Annotated in this window: 15 protein-coding genes; 11 read left to right on the forward strand and 4 right to left on the reverse strand. The window is 52.9% G+C overall.

Going from position 1 to position 21989, the window contains the following annotated elements; translation table 11 throughout:
* The first annotated feature begins 2 nt into the window (after nt 1–2).
* The 3 genes from FW415_RS15540 (at nt 3) to FW415_RS15555 (ending at nt 5477) form a co-directional block, all read left to right on the forward strand.
* Nucleotides 3–1091, forward strand: coding sequence for a FecR family protein (locus tag FW415_RS15540; RefSeq protein WP_148386767.1), 1089 nt, complete (start codon nt 3–5; stop codon nt 1089–1091).
* A gap of 546 nt (nt 1092–1637) precedes the next feature.
* Entirely contained in the window at nt 1638–3470 is a 1833-nt protein-coding gene (locus tag FW415_RS25415; protein ID WP_246858760.1) for a family 16 glycoside hydrolase, read from the forward strand.
* A gap of 75 nt (nt 3471–3545) precedes the next feature.
* Entirely contained in the window at nt 3546–5477 is a 1932-nt protein-coding gene (locus tag FW415_RS15555) for a hypothetical protein (RefSeq protein WP_246858761.1), read from the forward strand.
* Nucleotides 5478–5615: 138 nt separating this feature from the next.
* On the opposite strand, the gene FW415_RS15560 is transcribed toward FW415_RS15555, so the two are convergent.
* The gene (locus FW415_RS15560; RefSeq protein WP_148386774.1) at nt 5616–6629 is read right to left on the reverse strand and encodes an LLM class flavin-dependent oxidoreductase; all 1014 of its coding nucleotides are present in this window, start codon (nt 6627–6629) and stop codon (nt 5616–5618) included.
* A 137-nt stretch (nt 6630–6766) separates the two neighbouring features.
* Nucleotides 6767–7432 carry an MCP four helix bundle domain-containing protein gene (locus tag FW415_RS15565; RefSeq protein ID WP_148386778.1) on the reverse strand — a complete coding sequence of 222 codons (666 nt, stop codon included), beginning with the start codon at nt 7430–7432 and terminating at the stop codon, nt 6767–6769.
* 152 nt (nt 7433–7584) lie between these two features.
* On the opposite strand from FW415_RS15565, the gene FW415_RS15570 reads away from it, so the two are divergent.
* The 8 genes from FW415_RS15570 (at nt 7585) to FW415_RS15605 (ending at nt 18892) form a co-directional block, all read left to right on the forward strand.
* A complete protein-coding gene (locus FW415_RS15570; protein ID WP_168208839.1) occupies nt 7585–8175 on the forward strand; it encodes an RNA polymerase sigma factor in 591 nt (196 codons plus the stop codon).
* A 95-nt stretch (nt 8176–8270) separates the two neighbouring features.
* Complete coding sequence (locus FW415_RS15575; RefSeq protein WP_148386785.1) at nt 8271–9440, forward strand: FecR family protein; 1170 nt, start codon at nt 8271–8273, stop codon at nt 9438–9440.
* Between the two features lie 302 nt (nt 9441–9742).
* Nucleotides 9743–13099 (forward strand): TonB-dependent receptor, encoded by a 3357-nt coding sequence (locus FW415_RS15580; RefSeq protein WP_148386789.1) that lies wholly within the window; start codon nt 9743–9745, stop codon nt 13097–13099.
* 20 nt (nt 13100–13119) lie between these two features.
* A complete protein-coding gene (locus FW415_RS15585; protein ID WP_148386794.1) occupies nt 13120–14673 on the forward strand; it encodes a RagB/SusD family nutrient uptake outer membrane protein in 1554 nt (517 codons plus the stop codon).
* Between the two features lie 27 nt (nt 14674–14700).
* Complete coding sequence (locus FW415_RS15590) at nt 14701–15534, forward strand: PKD domain-containing protein (RefSeq protein WP_148386799.1); 834 nt, start codon at nt 14701–14703, stop codon at nt 15532–15534.
* Between the two features lie 95 nt (nt 15535–15629).
* A complete protein-coding gene (locus tag FW415_RS15595; protein WP_148386803.1) occupies nt 15630–16487 on the forward strand; it encodes a family 16 glycosylhydrolase in 858 nt (285 codons plus the stop codon).
* Nucleotides 16484–17935, forward strand: coding sequence for a glycoside hydrolase family 30 beta sandwich domain-containing protein (locus FW415_RS15600; protein ID WP_148386807.1), 1452 nt, complete (start codon nt 16484–16486; stop codon nt 17933–17935). Before FW415_RS15595 ends, FW415_RS15600 begins: the two co-directional genes overlap by 4 nt.
* 276 nt (nt 17936–18211) lie before the next feature.
* Entirely contained in the window at nt 18212–18892 is a 681-nt protein-coding gene (locus tag FW415_RS15605) for a DUF1080 domain-containing protein (protein ID WP_148386811.1), read from the forward strand.
* A gap of 107 nt (nt 18893–18999) precedes the next feature.
* Here FW415_RS15605 and FW415_RS15610 read toward each other — a convergent pair whose 3' ends face one another.
* Complete coding sequence (locus FW415_RS15610; RefSeq protein WP_148386815.1) at nt 19000–19938, reverse strand: AraC family transcriptional regulator; 939 nt, start codon at nt 19936–19938, stop codon at nt 19000–19002.
* 172 nt (nt 19939–20110) lie between these two features.
* On the reverse strand, nt 20111–21964 hold the full coding sequence (locus FW415_RS15615; RefSeq protein ID WP_148386819.1) for a PQQ-binding-like beta-propeller repeat protein: 1854 nt from the start codon (nt 21962–21964) through the stop codon (nt 20111–20113).
* Between the last annotated feature and the right edge of the window lie 25 nt (nt 21965–21989).

Below are 21989 nucleotides of genomic sequence, written 5' to 3' on the forward strand. Positions count from 1 at the left end.
AAATGGTCACGAACGAGGAATATATTGAGCAACTGATGAGCGAGAAGGTCGCAGGCATCATCAGCAGGGAGGATGAGGATTACCTCGACCGGCTCATGGAAGAATATCCACAGATCGCGGAAGGATGGGAGATATACCTGGCACGGTTCTCCGGAGTGGAGATCGGGAAGGCGGATAATATTCGCTGGAAACCGATAAAGAAGACTTCTGTCCTGAAAAAATACATTTATTATATCGCCGCCGCTGTTATCGCAGGCATTTGCATGATACTCTCCACCCTGTTTACCGCCGATACCCCTCATTATACAATAACGGCAGACAACAATATCAAACTCCGGCTTGCCACGGGCGAAACGGTGAACCTTTCAAATACTGACAGCGCTATCCAGGTTCCCGCCGTAAAGCTTACCAACCAGCATAAGGGGCTCACATACACTGCTGATGCCAGCGCTCCCGAAGGCCTTAACGTGCTGACCGTGCCGGTGGGCCTGGATTACAAAATTACGCTGGGCGATGGTACCATCGTCTGGATGAATGCCGCTACCAAACTGGAGTTTCCGTTCCGGTTCAAAGGAGGTACAAGGGAAATCCGTCTGGAAGGTGAGGCATACCTGGATGTGGCAAAAGATGCGTCCCGTCCTTTTTTGGTACATACGCCGCAGGGTACCGTGAAAGTGCTGGGTACCGCATTTAACGTGAACAGCTACGATAGCGGCCGTGTGGTGGTTTCCCTGGTAGAAGGCGCGGTAGTGATGTTGTCGGGAGAAAATGCAGTGCCGCTGAAACCGGGCAGGCAACTGATCTGCACCAGCCGCGCCCGACCGGAAATGCGGGCTTTCGATGAAGAAAGGGAACTGAGCTGGAGGCGGGGCATCTTTTATTTTGATGATGCCGACCTGCAATACATCTGCACCGTTTTGCCAAGATGGTATGGCATAAAGGTCAGGATGGACAGCAAACTGGTTGCCCGGGAACGCTTTACCGGTAGGATTGACAGGAACCTGCCGGTCGAAACCTTTTTAGAACAACTGAAACTCACCACCGCCGTAGATTACTATTTTGATAAAGACGGCATACTCCACTTGAAATAAAATAACGCGGCTTCATCGCATCCCCCAATATGAAGCCGGTAAATCTCTGCCCAAACAGCCCGGTACTGCTGAAAAGAGGAACACCGGAAATGGTGAAGCTTGTCCATTTCTTCGTCCATCGTTCGTCCGGCCAATCAATTTTACTATCCCGGTATAGCCGATCATGTTACCGGCCTTTCCCGTAAACGTGAACAAAGATGTTTGTGTTACCATCGTAGTTGTATTTTGGTGATGGATAAATATATAACACAATCCCGGCAGGAAGGTTTGGCCGGGATTCGTCGTTATCTAAAGCTGGTAAACCCGGCATTGGAAAATATTCAAAATAGGTCATCATCCCCGCAACCATAGAATTTGAAAGCATCAAATAGCAAACGTTTGAAATGGGCTTTTATGAGAGAAAATACAACCTGTAATCCGCTGCATTTCGTTTTTATTTAAAATCCGTTCACAATCCGTTTACAATTCGTGGAATTTCATCCGACTTTTTGTCCATTCTTCAATTAAATATTCCATCCGTAAGAAACTATTCATATTTTAGCAACCATGGTACTAAGATCAACAAACAGTCTTTTAAGCCGGTCGGGGATCGGCTTTTTAATTATGTGCAGTGCCGGCCTGGCATTGAATCAGAAGGCCGTCGGCCAGTCTTCGCAAATATCCCTGCAGGACCTCTCTGCATTTAAGGATCCCGGCAGCAGCTGGCAGATCGCCGGGGATGTGAATGCCAACCTGGAAAAACAGAACGTACTGCGTACCGGAAAAGGTACCGGTATCCTGGTCAATCTCCCTGGTAAAAGAAATCACGGGCAGGACCTGTTTTCAGGTTTTGAACATGGTGATATTGACCTGGAGCTGGATTACATGATGGCCGCGGGTGCCAACTCCGGCATCTACCTGCAGGGCCGCTATGAACTGCAGTTGCTGGACAGCTGGGGCGTTAAAACACCGCGCCCGGGTGACAACGGCGGTATTTACGAACGCTGGGACGACAGCCGTGGAAAAGGTAACGAAGGGTTTGAAGGGTATGCTCCCCGCCAGAACGTGAGCAAAGCCCCCGGTCTCTGGCAGCACCTGAAGGTAGCTTTCCAGGCCCCGCGTTTCGATGCTTCCGGCAAAAAAACCGCAAACGCGAGGATACTGCGTGTGGAACTGAATGGTGTGATGATCCACGAGAACATCGAGCTGAACGGGCCTACCCGCGGCGCGATAGGCGGGGGGGATGAAAAAGCCGCCGGCCCGTTGCGCATCCAGGGAGATCATGGCGCCGTTGCATTCAGGAACATCAGCATCAGACAATACAATACGCCTCTGCCTGAACTGACCGGCCTTCAATATATCGCTTATGCCGGTCCGGTGGCCCGGGATGCGGATTTCAGCAAACTGAAGGAACTGGCAAAAGGAAACGCCGATGCGCTTACCGCCAACTCTCCTGTACTGGCCAACGAATATGCATTGGTTTATAAAGGAACATTGCATGTGAAAGAAGCGGGCGAATACAATTTTTCGCTGAATACTTCCGGCGGCGGTGGCATGATCAGGGTAAATAATAAAGATGGCAGAGGCAACCGTGCAAAGGAAAACCTTCCCGCAGGCAATGTACCGGTAGAGATCTGGTACGCAAGGTCCAATCAATGGGACTCCCCATCACTGGGCCTGAGCGTATCCGGACCGGGCCTCAGGGAAGTGTACTTCGGTGATGCCATTACACCGGACCAGACAGATCCCATTCTGCTGGACGCTCCTTCCAATACCATCCTGCGCAGCTTCATGGATGTGCCGGACCAGCCGAAGGTAGTGCATGCCGTTTCCGTGGGCAGCCCGGAAAAAGTGCATTATACTTATGATATGGACAGGGGGATGATCGTTCAGGTATGGAGAGGTGATTTCCTCGAAACAACGCCGATGTGGCATGAACGCGGTAATGGTACTTCCCGCCCGCAAGGCGCTGTACAACGCTTTGGTATCCCTTACTTCACGCTCGGCCGCCTAGCCGGTCAGCAGGATGCCTGGATAGCGGACACCACCGGCAGCGGATACCGCCCGAAAGGATATGTACTGGATGAAGAGGACCGCCCTACATTCCGTTACCAGATCTTCGGTTCTGCCGTAACGGACCAGATCCGCGTATCGGCAGACGGACATGGCATTCAGCGTGAGCTGACCGTGGCCTCACCCGCTGCTGATCTGTATGCGAAACTCGCAGAAGGCGCACAGATCGAAGTGCTGGACAAAGACATGTATGTGGTCGATGGCCGTTCCTATTACCTGCAGCTGCAGGACGCCGGCGGGGCAAAACCCTTCGTGCGCGACGCCAACGGCCGCAAAGAGCTGATCATTCCCGTACGCGGCAGGTTAAGCTATTCCATCCTTTTCTAAAAACTTTGACTGTAGTTAGTAATGAAAAATATTTCACAGAAGCTTTTTAAGAAAGCAGCATTATACTTACTGCCCTTGTCCGCAGCCGTTACGCAGTTAACGCCGGTACATGCGCAGGAGACGCCGAAGGAAGAAGATTATTTCCGGATCATGAAGATGAGTGCACCCGAAGGCACCTTGCTGGAAGTTGGGGGTTTAACGGTATTGCCGAATGGCGATCTTGGCGTAGCTACCCGCCGCGGCGATATTTTTATCGTGGAAAATCCCACCAGCAGGCGTCCGTTCTTCCGCAAGTTCGCTTCCGGTCTCCATGAAGTATTGGGCCTGGCCTATAAGGACGGAGCACTGTACTGCGCGCAGCGTGGTGAGCTGACCAAACTGACCGATACCAATATGGACGGTAAAGCAGATGTATATGAAACCGTATATGCATGGCCGATATCCGGTCACTATCATGAATACAGCTTCGGTCCTAAGCTGGCGCCTGACGGATCCTTTTTCGTATCCGGCAACGTAGCCTTCGGCAACGAGGAATGGTGGCGTGGTGAAAGCCGTGTTCCCTGGCGCGGATGGATGATGCATATCAGCGCCGATGGCAGCACCCTGGAGCCCTGGGCTACAGGTATGCGCTCTCCATGCGGACTGGGCATGATCAACGGTGAACTGTTCTACACAGAGAACCAGGGCGACTGGATGGGGTCCGGTGGTGTGTGGCATGTAAGGAAAGGCGATTTCGTGGGCCATCCCGCAGGTCTTCGCTGGACCGATCAGCCGAATTCCCCGCTGAAACTCAAAGCGGAACAGATCTATGCACAGGTGGATGAACGCCGGATCAAGAATGAGCAGGGCCGTTATATCAAGCCGGAGAACAGGGTGAATGAGGAATTCAAGACCATGTTCGATGTGAAAAAAGCGATCCCTGAGTTGCGCCTGCCTGCCGTATGGCTGCCGCACGGCGTGCTGGGTATCTCCAATTCCGAAATGCTGGCCATCCCCGATAACTATTTCGGGCCATTCGGAGGCCAGGTGCTTGTTGGCGATCAGGGGCAGAGCAAGATCATGCGCGTAGTGCTGGAAAAAGTAAAAGGTGAGTACCAGGGCGTAGCTTTTGATTTCCGCAGTAATTTCCAGTCCGGCGTACTGCGCATGGCCTGGGCAAAAGACGGTTCCCTGTTCGTGGGTGAGACCAACCGCGGTTGGGGCTCCGCCGGTGATGCCAACGAAGGCCTGCAACGCCTGGTGTGGAACAACCGCGTGCCTTTTGAAATGCGTACCGTAAAAGCGATGCCTGATGGCTTTGAAATAGAATTCACCTTGCCGGTAGACAAGAAATCCGCGGCAGACCTTGCGTCCTATTCCGTGGAAAGCTTCATCTACAAATACCATTCAGTGTACGGCAGTCCCGTTGTAAACAACGAAACCTGCGAAGTAAAAGGTGTAAAAGTATCCGATGACGGCTATAAAGTGCGCATCATCGTTGATAACATGCGCCAGTACTACATCCATAATATTACGCTGAACGGTGTGCGGGAACGCGATAACTTCTATTCACTGGTGCATCCCACCGGTTATTATACGCTGAATAACTTCCCGGATGGCGCAAAGTTATCCATGAGCGGGGTAAGCACTTATAATTCCGAAAAGGAAGCTAAAGCAAAAGCTGAGGCGGAGGCCAAAGCAGCAGCGGCAAAAACAAAGGTAGCTGCAAAGCCGAAAGCCCCTGCCGCTCCGGTAAAAACCGTAGCTAAAGTGCCTACTTACGAGGAAGTAAAACCGCTCCTGGCAAAATTCACCTGCAGCGCCTGCCATAATGCCGACAAAAAGCAGGTAGGCCCCGCATTCCGGGATATTGCCAAACGTAACTATTCCAACGAAATGATGGTGAAGCTGATCTACAATCCGAACCCGGAGAACTGGCCCGGCTACGCCACAGAAATGCCGCCCATGCCGCAGGTCCCCAGAGCAGACGCTTTGAAGATCGCCGGCTGGATCAATTCTTTGAAGTGATCCGATCTTTGAAATAATCCGATCGCGGAAATAAACAGGAGCCTGTATCAGATTGGTGATACAGGCTCTTTTTATTGGGTCGCAGGCGTGGCCGCAGCCTTGAAACCGTGCATTTTACTCCCCGTATAGCCCGGCACGTCAGGCCTCTCTCAAGGCAAACGCTTTCGCCAGCAACCGGAAAGATTCCGTCTTCGCCGCAGCATTTTCGGAGATCGTACAAAGCACCACCTCATCCACACCATACTGCGCGCATAACATTTCTATCTGCCGGCGCATGCTTTCGGGGTTGCCACAGATCATCCGGCCGCGGTTGTAGTTGATGCGGAGCTGTTCTTCCGGCATATATTCTATCTGCTCGATCTCTTCATACGGTGGGATAGGGGTGTCCCTTCCTCTTTCGATATGGAGGAGGCGATAGTCGAATTCCGTTTGCCACCGCTCCACGGCCCTTTCATCTTCCGAACAGAACGCAAAAATAGAAAAGTTGGCTTCCGGCGCTTTCAGTTCAGCGGAAGGCTTGAATTTTGCGCGGTACTGCGCTACCGCTTCCGGCCCGCCGTTGGGGTTGATGAACTGGGCAAAGGAAAGTGCGGCGCCGAAATAAGCGGCCAACTGGCTGCTTCCGCCGCTGGAAGTCAGCAGCCAGAGGGGCGGAACGGTTTCTGCCTGGGGCATGGCCTTTACTTTCTCGTGTACGGAACCTGGTTCGGCGTGATCCGAAATGAAATTTTTTAGATCGATGATCTGCTGCACGAACTCGTTTTCGGAGAAAGTGTTCTGCGGGTTGAGCAGGCGGGCCGTTAACCGGTCGCCCCCCGGCGCCCGGCCGATACCGAGGTCTATGCGCCCTGGAAACAGGGCTTCCAGCATGCGGAAGTTTTCCGCAACTTTCAACGCACTGTGGTTAGGGAGCATGATGCCGGCAGCGCCTAAGCGGATCCGCCTGGTTTGCCCCGCCAGGTATGCGATCAATACCTCCGGTGTGGAGCCCGCAATGTTGGGAATATTATGATGTTCTGAAACCCAGAATCTTTCAAAGCCCAGGCTGTCCGCCAACTCTGCCAGTGCCTTCGTTTCCTGCAGGGCTTCCCGTGTTGTACTGCCCTGCCGTACATGCGACTGGTCCAGAATACTTAATCTGATCTTTGTCATCCGCTGCTATGCTGTCTTTAATGAGATATAAAATTAAGGGGTCCTGTCCGGGTCAGCAAGTATGCACTTTTTGGTAACCAGGTCACCAAAAGGATACTAATACAGAAAATCAACTTCTTATGATTGTGTCCGGTACGCTAATTCAACCCGGCTTTCTGGTCTGTGTTCAGCACATGTTTATCGGACATGCTGAGCAGAATGAGCGCCATCAATCCTAAAATGATCAGCAGTACCATTTCCAGGTGGGAACCAAGCACTGATCCGCTGGCGATATCATGGGAGCCGGTCTGCAGGTTCTTGCCTTCCCCGGCCTGTATAACGGCAAGATTGTTCAGCAACGCCACGCTCTGCCGGAAATGCTCGTCCAGGGAACCTTCACGGGTGGCTGAAAGATGCATGGAGTCGGACATCTCGGTGAAGCCGGCATTCTCCATTTCCGTATAGCGTTTCAACTGTTGTTTGAACCGGGTCCACTGTTCCTTTTCTTCTTTCGTCAGATAAGTGTTGTCATAGATCTTCACGAGACTGTCTATCTCCTTGTCCTTTTCCTCCTTCCATGAAGCCCAGCCTGCCTGCAGGCCGCTTTTTTCCTCCAGCATCAGCCGTTTCTGATACAGCCGGTTGGATATCTCATAGAGATAAGTGGCCGGCAGCAGACGGTCCTGGTAAATGGAAGAAACAGATTTGTCCAGCCTGGAAATATGCTTCCTCGACCGGAGGTTGTTCAATAGCACCAGTACGATGATCACAATCAAAACACAACAAATCTTGAATTTATTCCTGACCTGGAAGAATCTCTTCATAACGCAGCGTTTAAATTTAAATATAAGCAATAATATGGCAGTCTGCTGAGGAGGTGTATGTTAAACGCTTCCGGCTTGCCGGTGGGATGATGATGATAATGATTTTTTTCTTTAGATTTACGCAAAGGCAACATACCAAATTACGGAACGTTATGGATCGGATGTTATCCGGAAAAGACTGGCTGGTAAGGATGAAAGAAGGTGATGAGTCTGCATTCACCAGCATTTACCGCCATTATCATCCTCCGCTGTATTATTATATTCTGCGTTTCTGCAAGATACCTTCGCTTGCGGAGGACCTGGTGCATGACGTATTTATGAAAGTATGGGAGATCCGGGAGCGCATCGATCCGGAATTGCCGTTCTCCGGATATATCTACCGCATCGCCCGCAATCATGTATTCAAAACGCTGCAAAAGATCGCCACAGACCGGTCATTAAGGGAGCAGCTGTTGCAGCAGCTGGAGGAAAGGGGAGTTGCCCGGCCGGAAGAAGTGGCACAGTCCCGGGAGTACGACCGCCTGTTCCATGAGGCGCTGGACAGGATGCCGCGTCAGCGGCTGAATGTTTTCAGGTTATGCCGGCAGGAAGGCCGCAGTTATGATGAGGCCGCCGCTATCCTGGGTATTTCCCGTAATGCCGTGAAGAAACATATGGTGCTGGGCATGCGTTTCATCCATGACTATGTTTTCCGCTACGGCGATGTTTTCTGCGCTTTATATATCAGTTTGAGGATAATGTAGCCCTTCTCCTGAATTTTTTTGTAACCCGGGGTACCCTCATTCCTCAAAAACGGATATTCATATCAGGTACCCGTCAAAAAGGGCCGCCTGATCATATGGCTCCACACGAAGAACTGTTACAGAAATACCTGGATGGCCAATGCACCCGTGAAGAAGCGGAAGCGCTCATGCAATGGCTGCAAACCACAGGTTCCCACCGTACCCTGCTTGCCAGCATGCAGGAGGAGTTTGAACGTTCCATGGATACGCAGGTGGAAATTCCCGCAGCGATCAGCGACCGGATAGAGAACCGTCTCCTGCAGGAGATCAGCGCCTCCGGGAAAGTGGTGGACATGCGGCCCCGCAACCGGCGCTACTGGTTTGCGGCCGCGGCCGTGGCGTTGCTCCTGGCCGCAGGCATCTATCGCTATAATACGGACCGGCCGGCCCCCATGCCGCTGGCCCGGGCTGAGCAAACGACGGAAGACATTGCCCCCGGCAGTGACAAGGCTGTGCTTACGCTCGCCAATGGTACTACCGTAACCCTGGATAGCGCGGGCAACCAGGTGATCCGCCAGGGTGGCACCACCGTACTGCAGCAAAAAGGACAATTACAATACGAAAGTGAACCCGATGAAGGGACTGTAGGTTACAACACACTCACGGTGCCGCGGGGTGGGCAGTTTCACGTAGTGTTGCCGGACGGGAGCAAAGTTTGGCTCAATTCCGCATCCAGCCTGAAATACCCCACCGCGTTCACCGGAAACGAAAGACTGGTGGAGCTGCAGGGGCAAGGGTATTTTGAGGTATCGCGCAATGCGCAACAGCCGTTCCTGGTGAAAGTGGGACATATGGAAGTGCAGGTGCTGGGCACCAGCTTTGATGTAATGGCCTACAGCGATGAAAGCAGCGTGAACACCACATTGCTCGAAGGAGCCGTAAAAGTGAAACAGGGAAGCACCGGGCAGGTACTGAAACCCGGTCAGCAGGCACGGTATGACCGGCAAACCTGCAAGGTTACGGTACATCCCGCCGATGTACAGCAGGTGGTCGCCTGGAAAACGGGATTCTTCGAGTTCGATAACGCAAAACTGTCCGATATCATGCGCCAGGTAGCCCGCTGGTACGATATAGACATCACGTATATGAATGAACAGACATCCGCCGTATATGGAGGCCGCATCAGCAGAAGCCTGCCATTGTCTGAAATACTGCATATGCTGGAACCCAACGGAGCGAGGTTTACCCTCGACGGCAGAAAACTGAAGGTATCATCAACCGAATAAAAGAATCAATACCCTCGCCTGTAGCTGTTTTTCCACGTGCAGCCAGGCTGGACTCATGAACACTAAACAAACTTTAAATTGACCGTTATGAAAACGACTGAAACAAGTTAATGGTAGCGGTATGCCCAAAAAAAACCGGAAGCGCTTGCAACACTTCCGGATAATAGCCTGGGTATCCTGCCAATAGTCCCTCTCAGAACTATTATTTCGTAATTCCCAAACATCACAAAAGTATGAAATTAAACTTTAGTGGCGGAGCTTTCCAAACGCGAAGGCACTCATCAACCAAATTGTTCCAAGTTATGAAACTGACCACCGTTTTGCTGTTCGCTGCCTGCATGCAGATCAGCGCAAAAGGAGTTTCGCAGCAAATCTCCATTTCGGAACGGAACGCCCCGTTAAAAAAGGTCTTGAAGGAAGTTGCCCGTCAGGCGGGTATTTCCATGGTATATGATGAAACACTGTTATCCCGTCTGAAGCCGGTAACTATCGAGCTGAAGAACGTCTCGGTACAGGAAGCCATGCGCTCCCTGCTCAAAGGGCAGCCGGTGGCTTACACCATTGAGGGAAAGCGCATCATTATCAGGCAACCGGAACCGGAAGAGCTGCAGGCGCTGGATACGGCCATCACGGTATCCGGGCGTATCTCCAACGATGCCGGTGAAGCCATTCCAGGCGCCACTGTACGCGTGGCAGGCACTTCTACCGGCACTGCTTCAGATGCCAACGGACGTTATACCATTCGTGTGCCGGATGCCAATGCCTCCCTGATCTTCAGTGTGCTCGGGTACAATACCCGTACCCTGAAAGTCAGCGGCAGCAGCATGGATATCAAATTACAGCTGTCGGAGACAGCTTTGACGGAAACCGTAGTGGTAGGTTATGGCGTGCAGAAGAAAAGTGTGGTTACCGGCGCCATTTCCAGCGTAAGGGCCAAAGACCTGGAGGATATGCCCATTACCCGGCTGGAACAGGCATTGCAGGGCCGTACCTCCGGCGTTACCATTGCCCAAAGTTCCGGTCAGCCCGGCTCCGGCGCTGCGGTGAGGGTAAGAGGTATTACCACCTTCGGCAACAATGATCCGCTGTGGGTGGTAGATGGCGTGGTGGTGGACAACGGCGGCATCGGTTATCTGAACCAGTATGATATTGAATCCATTGAAGTATTGAAAGATGCGGCTTCCCAGGCCATATACGGCGCGCGTGCCGCGGCAGGCGTGATCCTGGTCACCACAAAGAAAGGGAAGGCCGGCAAGCTTACGGTCAATTATAACGGTTATTACGGCATTTCCGCACCTGCACGTAAACTGAAGCTGCTGAATGCAACAGAATATGCCACGCTGCGCAACGAAGCTTCCGTAGCCAACGGCAATGGTATCGTATATGCCGATCCGGAATCCCTGGGCAAGGGAACCGATTGGCAATCGCATATCTTCAACAGCAGCGCACAAAGACAGAATCACGAGATCAGCGTAAGCGGCGGCAGCGACCGTTCCACTTTCTATACTTCCTTCGGTTACCTGCAGCAGGAGGGTATCGTGGCATCCGATATCTCAAAGTACCAGCGTTTTAACGTGCGGCTGAATTCCATCCACAAGCTCACACCCTGGCTGACCTTCGGTGAGAATGTGGGATATGCGTATGACAAGAATGTTGGTCTGGGCAATACCAACAGCGAATTCGGCGGGCCCCTCAGTTCCGCCATCAATCTTGACCCCATCACTCCCGTGGTGATCACCGATCCGGCCATTGCCGGCGCGGCCCCCTATACGAATGTGGGCATCCGGAGGGACGCACTGGGCCGTCCATATGGTATTTCGAGCGCCGTTGGCCAGGAAATGACCAATCCGCTGGCCTATATCTCTACCCGCATCGGCAATTACGGCTGGTCCCATAATGTTGTTGGCAATACCTACCTGGAGGCCGAACCGCTCAAAGGCCTGAAACTCCGCTCCACACTGGGCGCGAAGATCGCCTTCTGGGGCTCGGAATCCTTTACGCCCTTATCCTGGCTTAATTCCTCCAATATCTCTTCCCGCACCTCCTTTAACCGCTCTTCGAATAGCGGGTATAACTGGAACGTGGAGAACACCATTGCTTACTCCCGCTCTATTGGCGACCACAACTTTACGGTGCTGGCTGGCCAGGGGGCGTATATGGATAACCGTACCCGCAGCATTAACGTTACTTTCAACGACGTGCCGGCGGATAATTTTAACGATGCCTCCCTCAATTTCAAGGTGCCGGCGGACAAACGTTTATCTGACGGCAGCGAGGGGGCTGACCACCGCATTGCATCCCTGTTTGCCAGGGTGAACTACAACTACGATGAAAAATACCTGCTGGAAGCCATCATCCGCAGAGACGGCTCCTCCCGCTTCGGCTCCAATAACAAATACGGCGTGTTCCCGTCCTTTTCCCTAGGCTGGGTAGCATCGCGTGAAAGCTTCTGGCCGGAAAACCAGGTGATAAGTTTCCTGAAGCTGCGCGGCGGCTACGGTGTGGTAGGTAACGATAATATCGGGAACTTCGCTTTCCTGTCCACCATCGGCAGCGGCAGAAACTATGCGATCGGCAATTCCGGCAGCTACCTCATCGGTTACAGCCCCAATGCGCCATCCAACCCCGATCTGAAATGGGAGGAAACCAGCCAGGCCAATATCGGTTTTGAAGCGACCCTGTTCAGGAATGTTACCCTGGCATTCGACTGGTTCAAAAAAGCCACGAAAGACATCCTGCAGAATCCCCGTATCCCGTCCTACGTTGGCGCTATTTCCAATCCTGCCGCCAATGTTGCGGATATGGAGAACACCGGCGTGGAACTGGAACTGGGGTATCGCCAAACGATCGGTGAATTCGACTTCTCGCTCAACGGCAATGTTTCCTATCTCAAAAACAAGGTGACCGACCTGGGCACCGGGATAGCATATCTTTCCGGCGGGCAAAGCTTCCAGACGATGGGCACCATCACCCGTACCGCTATAGGCCAGCCGATCAACTCTTTCTTCGGTTACCGGACGCTGGGCATCTTCCAGACGCAGGACGAAGTAAATGCGTATGTCGGTAAAGATGGCGCTATGATCCAGCCCAACGCGAAGCCCGGCGATTTCCGCTGGTGGGACAAAAATGGCGATGGCATGATCACCGAGGATGACCGCGATTTCATCGGTAATCCTACGCCTGCATGGACTTACGGCTTCACCGCCAACGCCGCCTGGAAGGGCTTCGATATCGTATTGTTCGGCCAGGGTGCCGGAGGCAACAAGATCTTCCAGGGGCTTCGCCGGCTGGACATTGCCAACGCCAACTGGCAAACGAAAGCGCTGGACCGCTGGACCGGCCCCGGTACTTCCAATGAGCATCCCAGGTTGATCACCGGCGATCCGAACAAGAACTTCACCAATTCCTCCGAGTTCTACCTGGAAGACGGCAGCTACCTGCGGATCAAAACCCTGCAGCTGGGATATACACTGCCCAATTCACTGACCGGCAGGATCGGCTTGCAACGGTTGAGAGTGCATGTGATGAGCGAAAACCTCGTTACGTTCACGAAATACACCGGTTATGATCCGGAGATCGGCGGCGGGGTGTTCAGCATAGACCGTGGTATCTATCCGCAGGCCCGCTCTTTCATGTTCGGATTGAACGCTACTTTCTAATCACCTAAAGCAGATCAAAAATGAAGAAGAAATATATTCCATTCGTCGTGATGCTGGCAGCAGGGCTGCAATTGATCAGTGCATGCAGCACCGGCTTCCTGGATGTGAAACCAAGAGGCCTGGACCTTGAATCGAACTATTACCGTAATGAAGAAGAAGCCTTTAAGGGGCTGATCGCCGCATATGATGTGGTGGGATGGCAGGGAGGCGGCTATGTGACCCGTGTGGGCGCATTCAATGCCGCATCGGACGATCATGTTGCCGGGGGAGGCAATTCAACGGACATCAACTCCTTCCAGGTATTTTCCAACTATACCCTTACCTCGGAAGTTGGTCCCCATAACGAATTATGGCGGAAAGGCTTTTCCGGTGTATTCCGCTCCAATGTGATCCTTGCCAAATTGCCGGATGTGCCGATGGATGAGAACCGCAAGAAACGCTTCATCGCAGAAGCCCGGTTCCTGCGCGCCTATTTTTATTTCGACCTGGTGCGGATGTTCAAAAATGTGCCGTTATTCTCCCTGCCGGTATCCACCAGTGAAATGTACGACGTATTGCAGGCCCCGCCCGCGGATGTGTACAAACAGATAGAAGATGACCTGAAAGCGGCCATCGAAGAGCCGAACCTGCCGGACCAGGTGCCCATCGCTTCAGAAGGCGGCAGGGCTACAAAAGGCGCTGTGCATGCATTGCTCGGCAAGGTGTACCTCTACCAGGAGAAATGGGCGCTTGCTGCAGCCGAGTTCGCGGAAGTGAACGGCGCTACGCCGGGACAGGTGAACGCCAAATATGGCTACCGCCTGCTGGCGGATTTCGGGGATCTCTGGAAATCGGATAACGCCAGCAAATTCAACAGCGAATCCATTTTCGAGATCGCATTTACCTCTACATCGGCGGGCACCTGGGATTGCGTGGCCTGCACGGAAGGGAATGTGCTCAACATTATGGTAGGGCCGCGCGGTTACAAAGCCCTGACCGCCGATGCGCCGGATTATGTGTCCGGCTGGAGCTTCCTGCCTGTGACCCAGAGCCTCTTCGACGCTATTCATTTCGACCCGCGCTACCGGTACACTGTGGCGAACCTCGACAGCCTGGAAGAGAACGGTATTGCCGAATACGAAAAAGGATATATGAACACCGGTTATTTCCTCGAAAAACTTGCCGGCCGCGTATCCAACAGGACCACCGGCGGCGGTTCCCAGGAGCTGAATTATCCGCAGAACCTTTACGAGATCCGCCTGGCCGATACCTATCTGATGGAGGCCGAAGCGCTGGTGCGCAACGGTGAGAGCGGCGGCACCGGCACCCGTTCCTACAACCTGCTGAATGCCGTGCGGGCGCGTGTGGGGCTTACCCCTGTTCCAGCTACGATAGACAATATTTTCAGGGAAAGAAGACTGGAACTGGCCGGTGAAGGCCATCGCTGGTTCGACCTGGTGCGCTCCGGTCAGGCTGCCGCCATTCTGGGCCCCCGCGGATTCGTACCCGGCAGGCACGAGATACTGCCTATTCCGCTGCTGGAACTGGAAAATACAAAGCTCGAACAGAGCAAGGAATGGGGAGGAACGAAATAAACAGGCTATCACCATCAAACTAACATCATGCGAGCATTATATATCACCGGATGCATGCTGCTGCTGGCGGCCTGCACGCCGGAATCATCAACAATATCATTGCAACCTTTGCCCACAGCGGCTTTTACAGCAACGCCGCTCTCCGGTAATCCGAATAAGGTAGCCGTGCAAAGCACGACGCCTGGTGGATTCATCTGGCTGTGGAACTACGGAACGAACGGCATTTCCCGTAAGGCATCCGACACGCTCAGCTTTTCGAAGAAAGGAGAATATACCATTCAGCTGACGGTTTTCACCCACGGCGGCTATGCCACCACCGCGCAGAAAGTGAACATTGCCAATGATCTCCCGGCGGTAGATATCCTGAAAGGCGGGGATATGTCCCCGGGCAGCGAAGCCTTCTGGACGGTGCTGAATACCGGTGGTACACAAACGGCTATCGCCATTGCCAATGGCATGATGACGTTTTCCAATACCGGCAATTCCAACGGCGCCATCTATCAGGCAGTAACGGTGAAAAAAGACCGGGAATATACCTTTTCGGCCCATATCAAAGGCGGCGGGGCCGCGGATACCTGGTTTGAGGTGGTCTTCGGTACCGCCGCGCCGGAACAGGGGAAGGACTATTCCGGCACCAAATTCATTGCCATGAACACCTGGTCCGGATGCGGGAATGCACCGTTCGACGGCGAGTTTGCCGTGATCGCCTGTGATGGCGATGGCAAAGGGAAGGACGGCAAGATAAAGTTCGATAAGGACGGTACCGTGTATATGGTCATCAAAGGGGGCAGCACGAACAACGGCACCCTTGGTCCGGATGGCATTACGCTGGACAATATCAGGTTCCTCGAAGAACAGTAACTTTACATTGCGGCCGGCGGTGGGGTTTCCATGCAGCCATGATTTGATCTTAAGCGTGGGAATGTTCCGCTGCCGGCCGCAATAAAACATATGTTATGAAAACAGTACAATATGGATTGATCCTGTTGATCGGGTTGCATGCGATGGCATGCTCCGGCCAGGAAAAAGACGGCCCCGGCCCGGTTACTCCGCCGTCACAGGGACCGCAGGATAAAGGCTGGACCTTTGAGACCACGCCCGTCTGGCAGGATGAATTTGACTACAACGGTCTGCCCGATGCTGCCAAATGGGGATACGACATCGGCGGCCACGGATGGGGCAATAACGAGCTGCAATACTATACCAACAGGATTGAGAATGCTTTCGTCGGGAATGGCGTGCTCACCATCTCCGCGAAAAAGGAAGCCATGAGCGGCCGCAATTATACCTCCACCCGCCTGATCTCGAAAGGCAAAGGGGATTTCCTGTACGGCCGCTTCGAGATCAAAGCGAAACTGCCGGCAGGTAAAGGCACATGGCCGGCTATCTGGATGCTGCCGACCGACTGGGCGTATGGCGACTGGCCCAAGTCCGGCGAGATCGACATCATGGAGCATGTCGGCTACGATCCCAACAAGATCCACATCAGCGTACATACCGAAGCCTACTATTTCAAGATCGGCACCCATAAGACCAGCACAAAGGTGATCGAGAATGCCATGACGGAATTTCATCTTTACCGTGTGGACTGGACGCCTTACGCTATCCGCGGATATATCGATGATGTACTGATCTACCAGTTCATCAACGAAGGCAAGGGTTATACGGTATGGCCGTTCGACAAACGTTTCCACCTGTTGCTGAACATCGCTGTGGGCGGCGACTGGGGAGGACAGCAGGGTGTGGATGACAATATCTTTCCCACCAACATGGAAATAGATTATGTAAGAGTGTATAAAATGATCGATAAATGAGTAAAAAGTTATGGCTGGCGATTGCGCCGCTGCTCTTGTCGGTCAGCCTATCCTCCGCCGGTTGCAAAAGCGGAGGTGGTACCCCTGATCCTATAGACCCGCCCGGTCCCGGCCCTGTAACCTCGGATGTGGCCATGTGGCTCACGAAGCCGGACCGGTCTGTGCTGTTTGCCCCGCAGCAGGTGAGTCTGGTATTCCGGGATACATTCAACGTTTATCCCACCATTACCGTGGATGAATCGCAGACCTTCCAGGAGATCGACGGTTTCGGTTATACGCTTACCGGCGGCAGCGCCAGCCTGATCAATGCATTGCCGGCCACCGCGCAGGAGGCTTTGCTGAAGGAACTGTTTCATTGGGACAGTACATTCATCGGCGTCAGTTACCTGCGGGTGAGCATCGGCGCTTCCGATCTCAGCGCGCATACATTCACCTACAATGATCTTCCGGAGGGGCAAACCGATGAGAACATGGCGCATTTCTCCATCGCTGAAGAGCAGAAAGACCTGATCCCCGTGTTGAAAAAGATCGTAGCGCTGTTCCCGCAGATAAAGATACTGGGCTCTCCGTGGACGGCGCCGGTATGGATGAAGACGAATAAAGCATTTGTCGGCGGCAGCCTCAAACCAGAGTATTATGCCGCATACGCCGGATATTTTGTTAGATACATCCAGGCGATGGAGTCGGAAGGCATTACCATCGATGCTATCACACCGCAGAATGAGCCGCTGCATGGCGGCAACAATCCAAGTATGGTGATGCAGGCGGCGGAGCAGGCAGACTTTATCAAGCATCACTTAGGCCCTGCGTTTCAGGCTGCCGGTATAACCACAAAGATCATCGTTTACGATCATAATGCAGACCGGCCGGATTACCCGGTGGATATTCTGAAAGACCCGCAGGCCAGTGCATTTGTGGATGGTTCGGCCTTTCATCTTTATGGCGGCCAGATCTCCGCGTTATCCCAGGTGCATGATGCGTACCCGGAGAAACACATCTATTTCACGGAACAATGGGTGGGCGGTCCCGGTAATTTCGCGGGCGACCTGCAATGGCATGTGAGCAACCTGATCATCGGGGCTACCCGTAACTGGAGCCGGAATGTGCTGGAATGGAACCTGGCGGCCGATCCTGCCTATGATCCGCATACACCCGGAGGATGCAGTACTTGTCTTGGTGCGCTGACGATATCCGGGGCGAATGTATCCCGGAATGTGGCGTATTACATCATTGCGCATGCATCCAAATTTGTTCGGCCCGGATCTGTGCGGATCGCTTCGGATGTTGCGGGTTCGCTGGAGAACGTAGCGTTCAAAACGCCGGAGGGGAAGAAGGTGTTGATCGTGTTGAATAGTGGCAGTATTCCTCAGCGGTTCAATATCAGGTATAATGGTAAACTAGTCACGAGTGAACTAGTCAACGGAGGAGTTGCAACGTATGTTTGGTAATCGTTAGGTTGATGAATGGATAGGGCTTCCGGTTCTCCGGAGGCCTTTGTATGAGGATTTCTTCTTTCTCATTAATTATTCATATATAACATGAGGACAAGTGGTTTGCTTCATTATTGCCTCAATCGAGCGAATTGGTAAAAGCCAATAAATCTTGTCGTAATTGGTTAGGTAATCCGCCTGTTCACGCTATAAATGATGGTTTGTCTTCATTACCCTGAATTGAAAATCCCTATATTGCGTGAGTTTCAAACACCCTTAACCACGTTGTACCACATGCAAAACTTCCTCGTTATCATCGCCAGCTTTCTTACCATCACCGCTTCGGCCCAAACCCGCAGCCTCTTTAACGGAAAAGATCATCAAGGCTGGCATATCGATGTGCCTGCCATGGACAAAGACGCGCAGGCGCCTAGCCCTTTTATCATCCGTGACGGCATGATGGTCAGTCTTGCCAATCCGCAGGGGCATATCATTACCGATTCCAGCTACAAAAATTACCGTCTGCAGGTGGAATACCGTTTCCCCGGAAAGCCGGGCAACTGCGGGGTGCTGGTGCATGCCTCTACGCCCAGGGTGTTGTACGGGATGTTCCCGAAATCTGTGGAAGTGCAGCTGATGCATCGCAATGCCGGTGATTTCTGGTGCATCGGGGAGGATATTGCCGTGCCGGAGATGGAAAAACGCCGTGGCCCGAAAGAGAACTGGGGCGCAGTGGACGGCAAGGAGCGCCGCATCATCAATTTAACCGATAATTCCGAACGTCCGCTGGGAGAGTGGAATACCATGATCGTAGAATGCCTTGGCCGTGAGGTGAAAGTGTGGGTGAATGGCGATCTGGTAAACCATGGCCACGATTGTACCGTCAGCGAAGGGCAGATCGCCTTGCAGGCGGAAGGGTCTGAAGTAGAGTTCCGCAAGGTAATGCTGACGCCTATACGTAAATTGACAAAATAGGCGGATATTGCAATTGCATCTGTTTACGCCTGTCTGTACGCGAATGACTGACGTTTCCCAGTACGCGGGTCTTCATCTTTAGTATCATGCAATTAGCGGGTAGCCCGCTAATCGCGGAGAAAGACCTTTTGCCGGTATTGTTCCGGGCTGCTTCCCGTATGCCTGCGGAAGAACCTGCAGAAGTAGGAGGTGTCCGAGAAGGAGAGGTTCAGTGATATCTGGCTAACGGTCTGCTCCGTTTGTACCAGCTGTGCTTTGGCTTCGAGTATTACCTGTTCCTGTATGTAGTAGCTGGCGGGTTTGCCGGTTTGCTCCCTGATGGTATCGTTCAGATAACCGGGGGAGACGTATAACATTCCCGCGTAGTCCGATACCTGGCGTTTTTCTGTATAATATTCCGATATCAGTTTTTTGAACTGTGCAACCAGCAATTGCTGCTTGGGCAGCGCGGTTTCCTTTACCTGCTGTTGACGGAGATAAAGTCGTTCCAGTTCTATCAGCAGCACATTCAGGTAGAGACGTACGAGCAGGTCATCGTTCAGGGTTTTCCTGCGGCAATGCTCCATGTTCAGCTTGCTGAAAAGTTCCGTTACCGGTTTGGCTGAGGAGGGAGAAAGTTTGAGGAAGGGTTGTTTCTCCGGCTGAAAGAAAGGATATAGCTGCAACTTCACCTGGTTGCGCAGGCAAAGCAGGAAATAGTCGGTATCAAAAATGCAATGAAATCCTTTGATGTCCGCGCTCCAGTGTTCTGTGGAATGCAGCACATTCTCGGGAATAAAATAGATCGTGCCCGCATCGAACGACCAGGTCCGGTGCCCGATGGTTTCCCTTGCGGAGCCGGCCGTGATCACGACCATCGTATAAAAGTTCCGGCGGGTAGCCGCTGTGCCGGTTTTCATCGAGGGACGCAGCTTTTCCAGCGGGACTACCTCCATAAAAGCAGGCCCGGTGTTGGTCTGGCCTGCCTCGCACCAGGAGGACGGCGGATCAAGCAGGTAATGCGTTTTGAATTCCTGCGGGTTCTTTATGTTGATGGGTTTTTGCATTTTCGTATTATCCTGCGAAGATACTTAAATGCATCAATGTTGCAAAATATGAATCCAACATCGTTTCCTGCCGGATATTTCTACCGCTTCAGTGCTGTTTTTCAGTGCATTTGCATCACGTAATTTCGGAATCTCCCGGGCTGTTTTTTCCCGCCAATATTTTGCATGGGGGCTACTCCGTAATCTCCAGGCAAAGCAGTTTCCCGTCCATAGAAGACGTAATGAGCTTGTTGCCGTCCACCGGCTGAGCCGTGTTCACCAGGCAGTTCGAGAACTTGTGTTTCCAGCGCAGCGAGCCATCAGCGGCGGAGAGGGCATACACTACGCCTGAACCGGTGGGAACGTACAATATACCATTGCTTTCATTGAGCGGGGAGGGGCATATCTCGTAGCCCATTTCCACCGGTGATTTCCATAGCATTTCCCTTTCCTGGCTGCGGGCGTTGAAGGCCAATACATGGCCCTGCATGGTCTTGGCATACACCCGGTTGCTGTCCCGCGAAATGCCCATGGATTCCCGCACCCAGTTAGCGGTGTCGCGGAAGCGCCAGATTTCTTTACCGGTATCGGTATCCAGTACGGTCATATACCGGTCCGGCGAAACGAGCCAGGCTTTGTTGGCGACGGCCACCGGCCAGCAGGCGGCGGGGGAGAACATGCGGTTGTTGGCGCCATTGGTCCAATCCCACAGCGGGCTTCCGGTAGCGGCATCCAGCGCATAGAAATGATTGCCCCAGGAACCGAACAGCACTTTGTCTTTATAAATAAATGGTTTTGTCTCCACGAAACCTTTCACGCCATCATAGTTCCAGCGCAGTTTGCCCGTAGCGATCTCCCAGGCCCGGCAATGCCCGTCTGAACCGGCAATGATAGCTAGACCGTCATACGCGGCGGCAGAGGATACGATGGCCTTGCCGGTTGACTTTTTCCAGGCCGGTTTACCATTTTTTAGTTGCAGGCAATACACGAAACCATCTGTGCAGGGAACGATCACCATGCCGTTCTCTACTAACGGTGTTGCATATATTTTACCGCCTGTCCTGAATTTCCAGCGTTGTTTGCCGGTTTCGAGGTCCAGGGCTTTGATCTCGCCGTTGGTGTTGGTGTACACTACTTTGTCTTCCGTGATGGCCACGGCGCTTCCCATATCGCCGGCTTCCTGTACCTGCCATTTTACTTTCACCTGCGGGTAGGCGTTATTCATGGCATAGGAGGGGCGTGGAGGGTCAGGGACCCAGGCGGGTTTACCGGTGGTGGGGACCTTGTGCCATGCTTTCAAAGTGGTGATGCCGGGCGTCCGCTCGTTAAACACCAGCTCCCCGGAGGTTACGGCAACGATGTTGTATCCGCCGAAAGGTTTTTTTGCGCGAAGGTTGGACCGGCACATGATGCCCGGCACGCCTTCCCAGTCATAGGCCTTGTTCGCATGCCCATGACCGCAGATCATGGCTTTTACGTTACGACCGCGAAGCCGGTCCAGCACATCGTACCAGTTGTTCAGGCCACTGTCCTGCGGGTAATGGTTGATATAGATCAGGGGGACGTTTTTGTCCTTTTGCTTTTTCAGCTGCCGGTCGAGCCAGACGATATTTTCCCGCGGCACCTGGCCCGGCCCCATGCGCATATTGGGCCCGCAATTGGTGCCGATGAACCAGTAGCCTTTATGCTCAAAGCTGAAGGTTTCGTTACCGAATACCGTCCTGAAGGAATTGCAGCCGCTTTCGGACCATTTGGTGTCGTGGTTGCCGGGAATGACATGCCAGGGTTTGTTCAGCCCGCTGATGATCGTTTTGGACAGGCGCAGTTCTTCATCCGAACCGAACTCGGTGATATCGCCGGAGAAGATCACGAAATCGATCTGTGGTTGCCGGTTGATATCCGCGATGGTACGTTCCAGGTCTTCCTGCCCGGTTTCAGTACCCACATGGGTGTCCGTAACAAGCGCAAAACGGAAAAGGGTATCCTGCGATGCCGCAGTGAGCGCTGCACAGCACAGCGCGAGGCAAATGAAGAGTAGCTTTCTCATGATGTGAGAAAAGTACAAATTTCTG

This window comes from Chitinophaga sp. XS-30, assembly GCF_008086345.1.
In the GTDB taxonomy this organism is placed as follows: domain Bacteria; phylum Bacteroidota; class Bacteroidia; order Chitinophagales; family Chitinophagaceae; genus Chitinophaga.

Bases quoted from the DNA above. Each gene is read 5' to 3' on its own strand.
- FW415_RS15580 (WP_148386789.1), top strand. From the start codon at position 9,743: ATGAAACTGACCACCGTTTTGCTGTTCGCTGCCTGCATGCAGATCAGC.
- FW415_RS15570 (WP_168208839.1), top strand. From the start codon at position 7,585: ATGGATCGGATGTTATCCGGAAAAGACTGGCTGGTAAGGATGAAAGAA.
- FW415_RS15560 (WP_148386774.1), bottom strand. From the start codon at position 6,629: ATGACAAAGATCAGATTAAGTATTCTGGACCAGTCGCATGTACGGCAG.
- FW415_RS15610 (WP_148386815.1), bottom strand. From the start codon at position 19,938: ATGCAAAAACCCATCAACATAAAGAACCCGCAGGAATTCAAAACGCAT.
- FW415_RS15615 (WP_148386819.1), bottom strand. From the start codon at position 21,964: ATGAGAAAGCTACTCTTCATTTGCCTCGCGCTGTGCTGTGCAGCGCTC.
- FW415_RS15565 (WP_148386778.1), bottom strand. From the start codon at position 7,432: ATGAAGAGATTCTTCCAGGTCAGGAATAAATTCAAGATTTGTTGTGTT.
- FW415_RS15605 (WP_148386811.1), top strand. From the start codon at position 18,212: ATGCAAAACTTCCTCGTTATCATCGCCAGCTTTCTTACCATCACCGCT.
- FW415_RS15585 (WP_148386794.1), top strand. From the start codon at position 13,120: ATGAAGAAGAAATATATTCCATTCGTCGTGATGCTGGCAGCAGGGCTG.
- FW415_RS15600 (WP_148386807.1), top strand. From the start codon at position 16,484: ATGAGTAAAAAGTTATGGCTGGCGATTGCGCCGCTGCTCTTGTCGGTC.
- FW415_RS15595 (WP_148386803.1), top strand. From the start codon at position 15,630: ATGAAAACAGTACAATATGGATTGATCCTGTTGATCGGGTTGCATGCG.
- FW415_RS15590 (WP_148386799.1), top strand. From the start codon at position 14,701: ATGCGAGCATTATATATCACCGGATGCATGCTGCTGCTGGCGGCCTGC.
- FW415_RS15540 (WP_148386767.1), top strand. From the start codon at position 3: ATGGTCACGAACGAGGAATATATTGAGCAACTGATGAGCGAGAAGGTC.
- FW415_RS25415 (WP_246858760.1), top strand. From the start codon at position 1,638: ATGGTACTAAGATCAACAAACAGTCTTTTAAGCCGGTCGGGGATCGGC.
- FW415_RS15575 (WP_148386785.1), top strand. From the start codon at position 8,271: ATGGCTCCACACGAAGAACTGTTACAGAAATACCTGGATGGCCAATGC.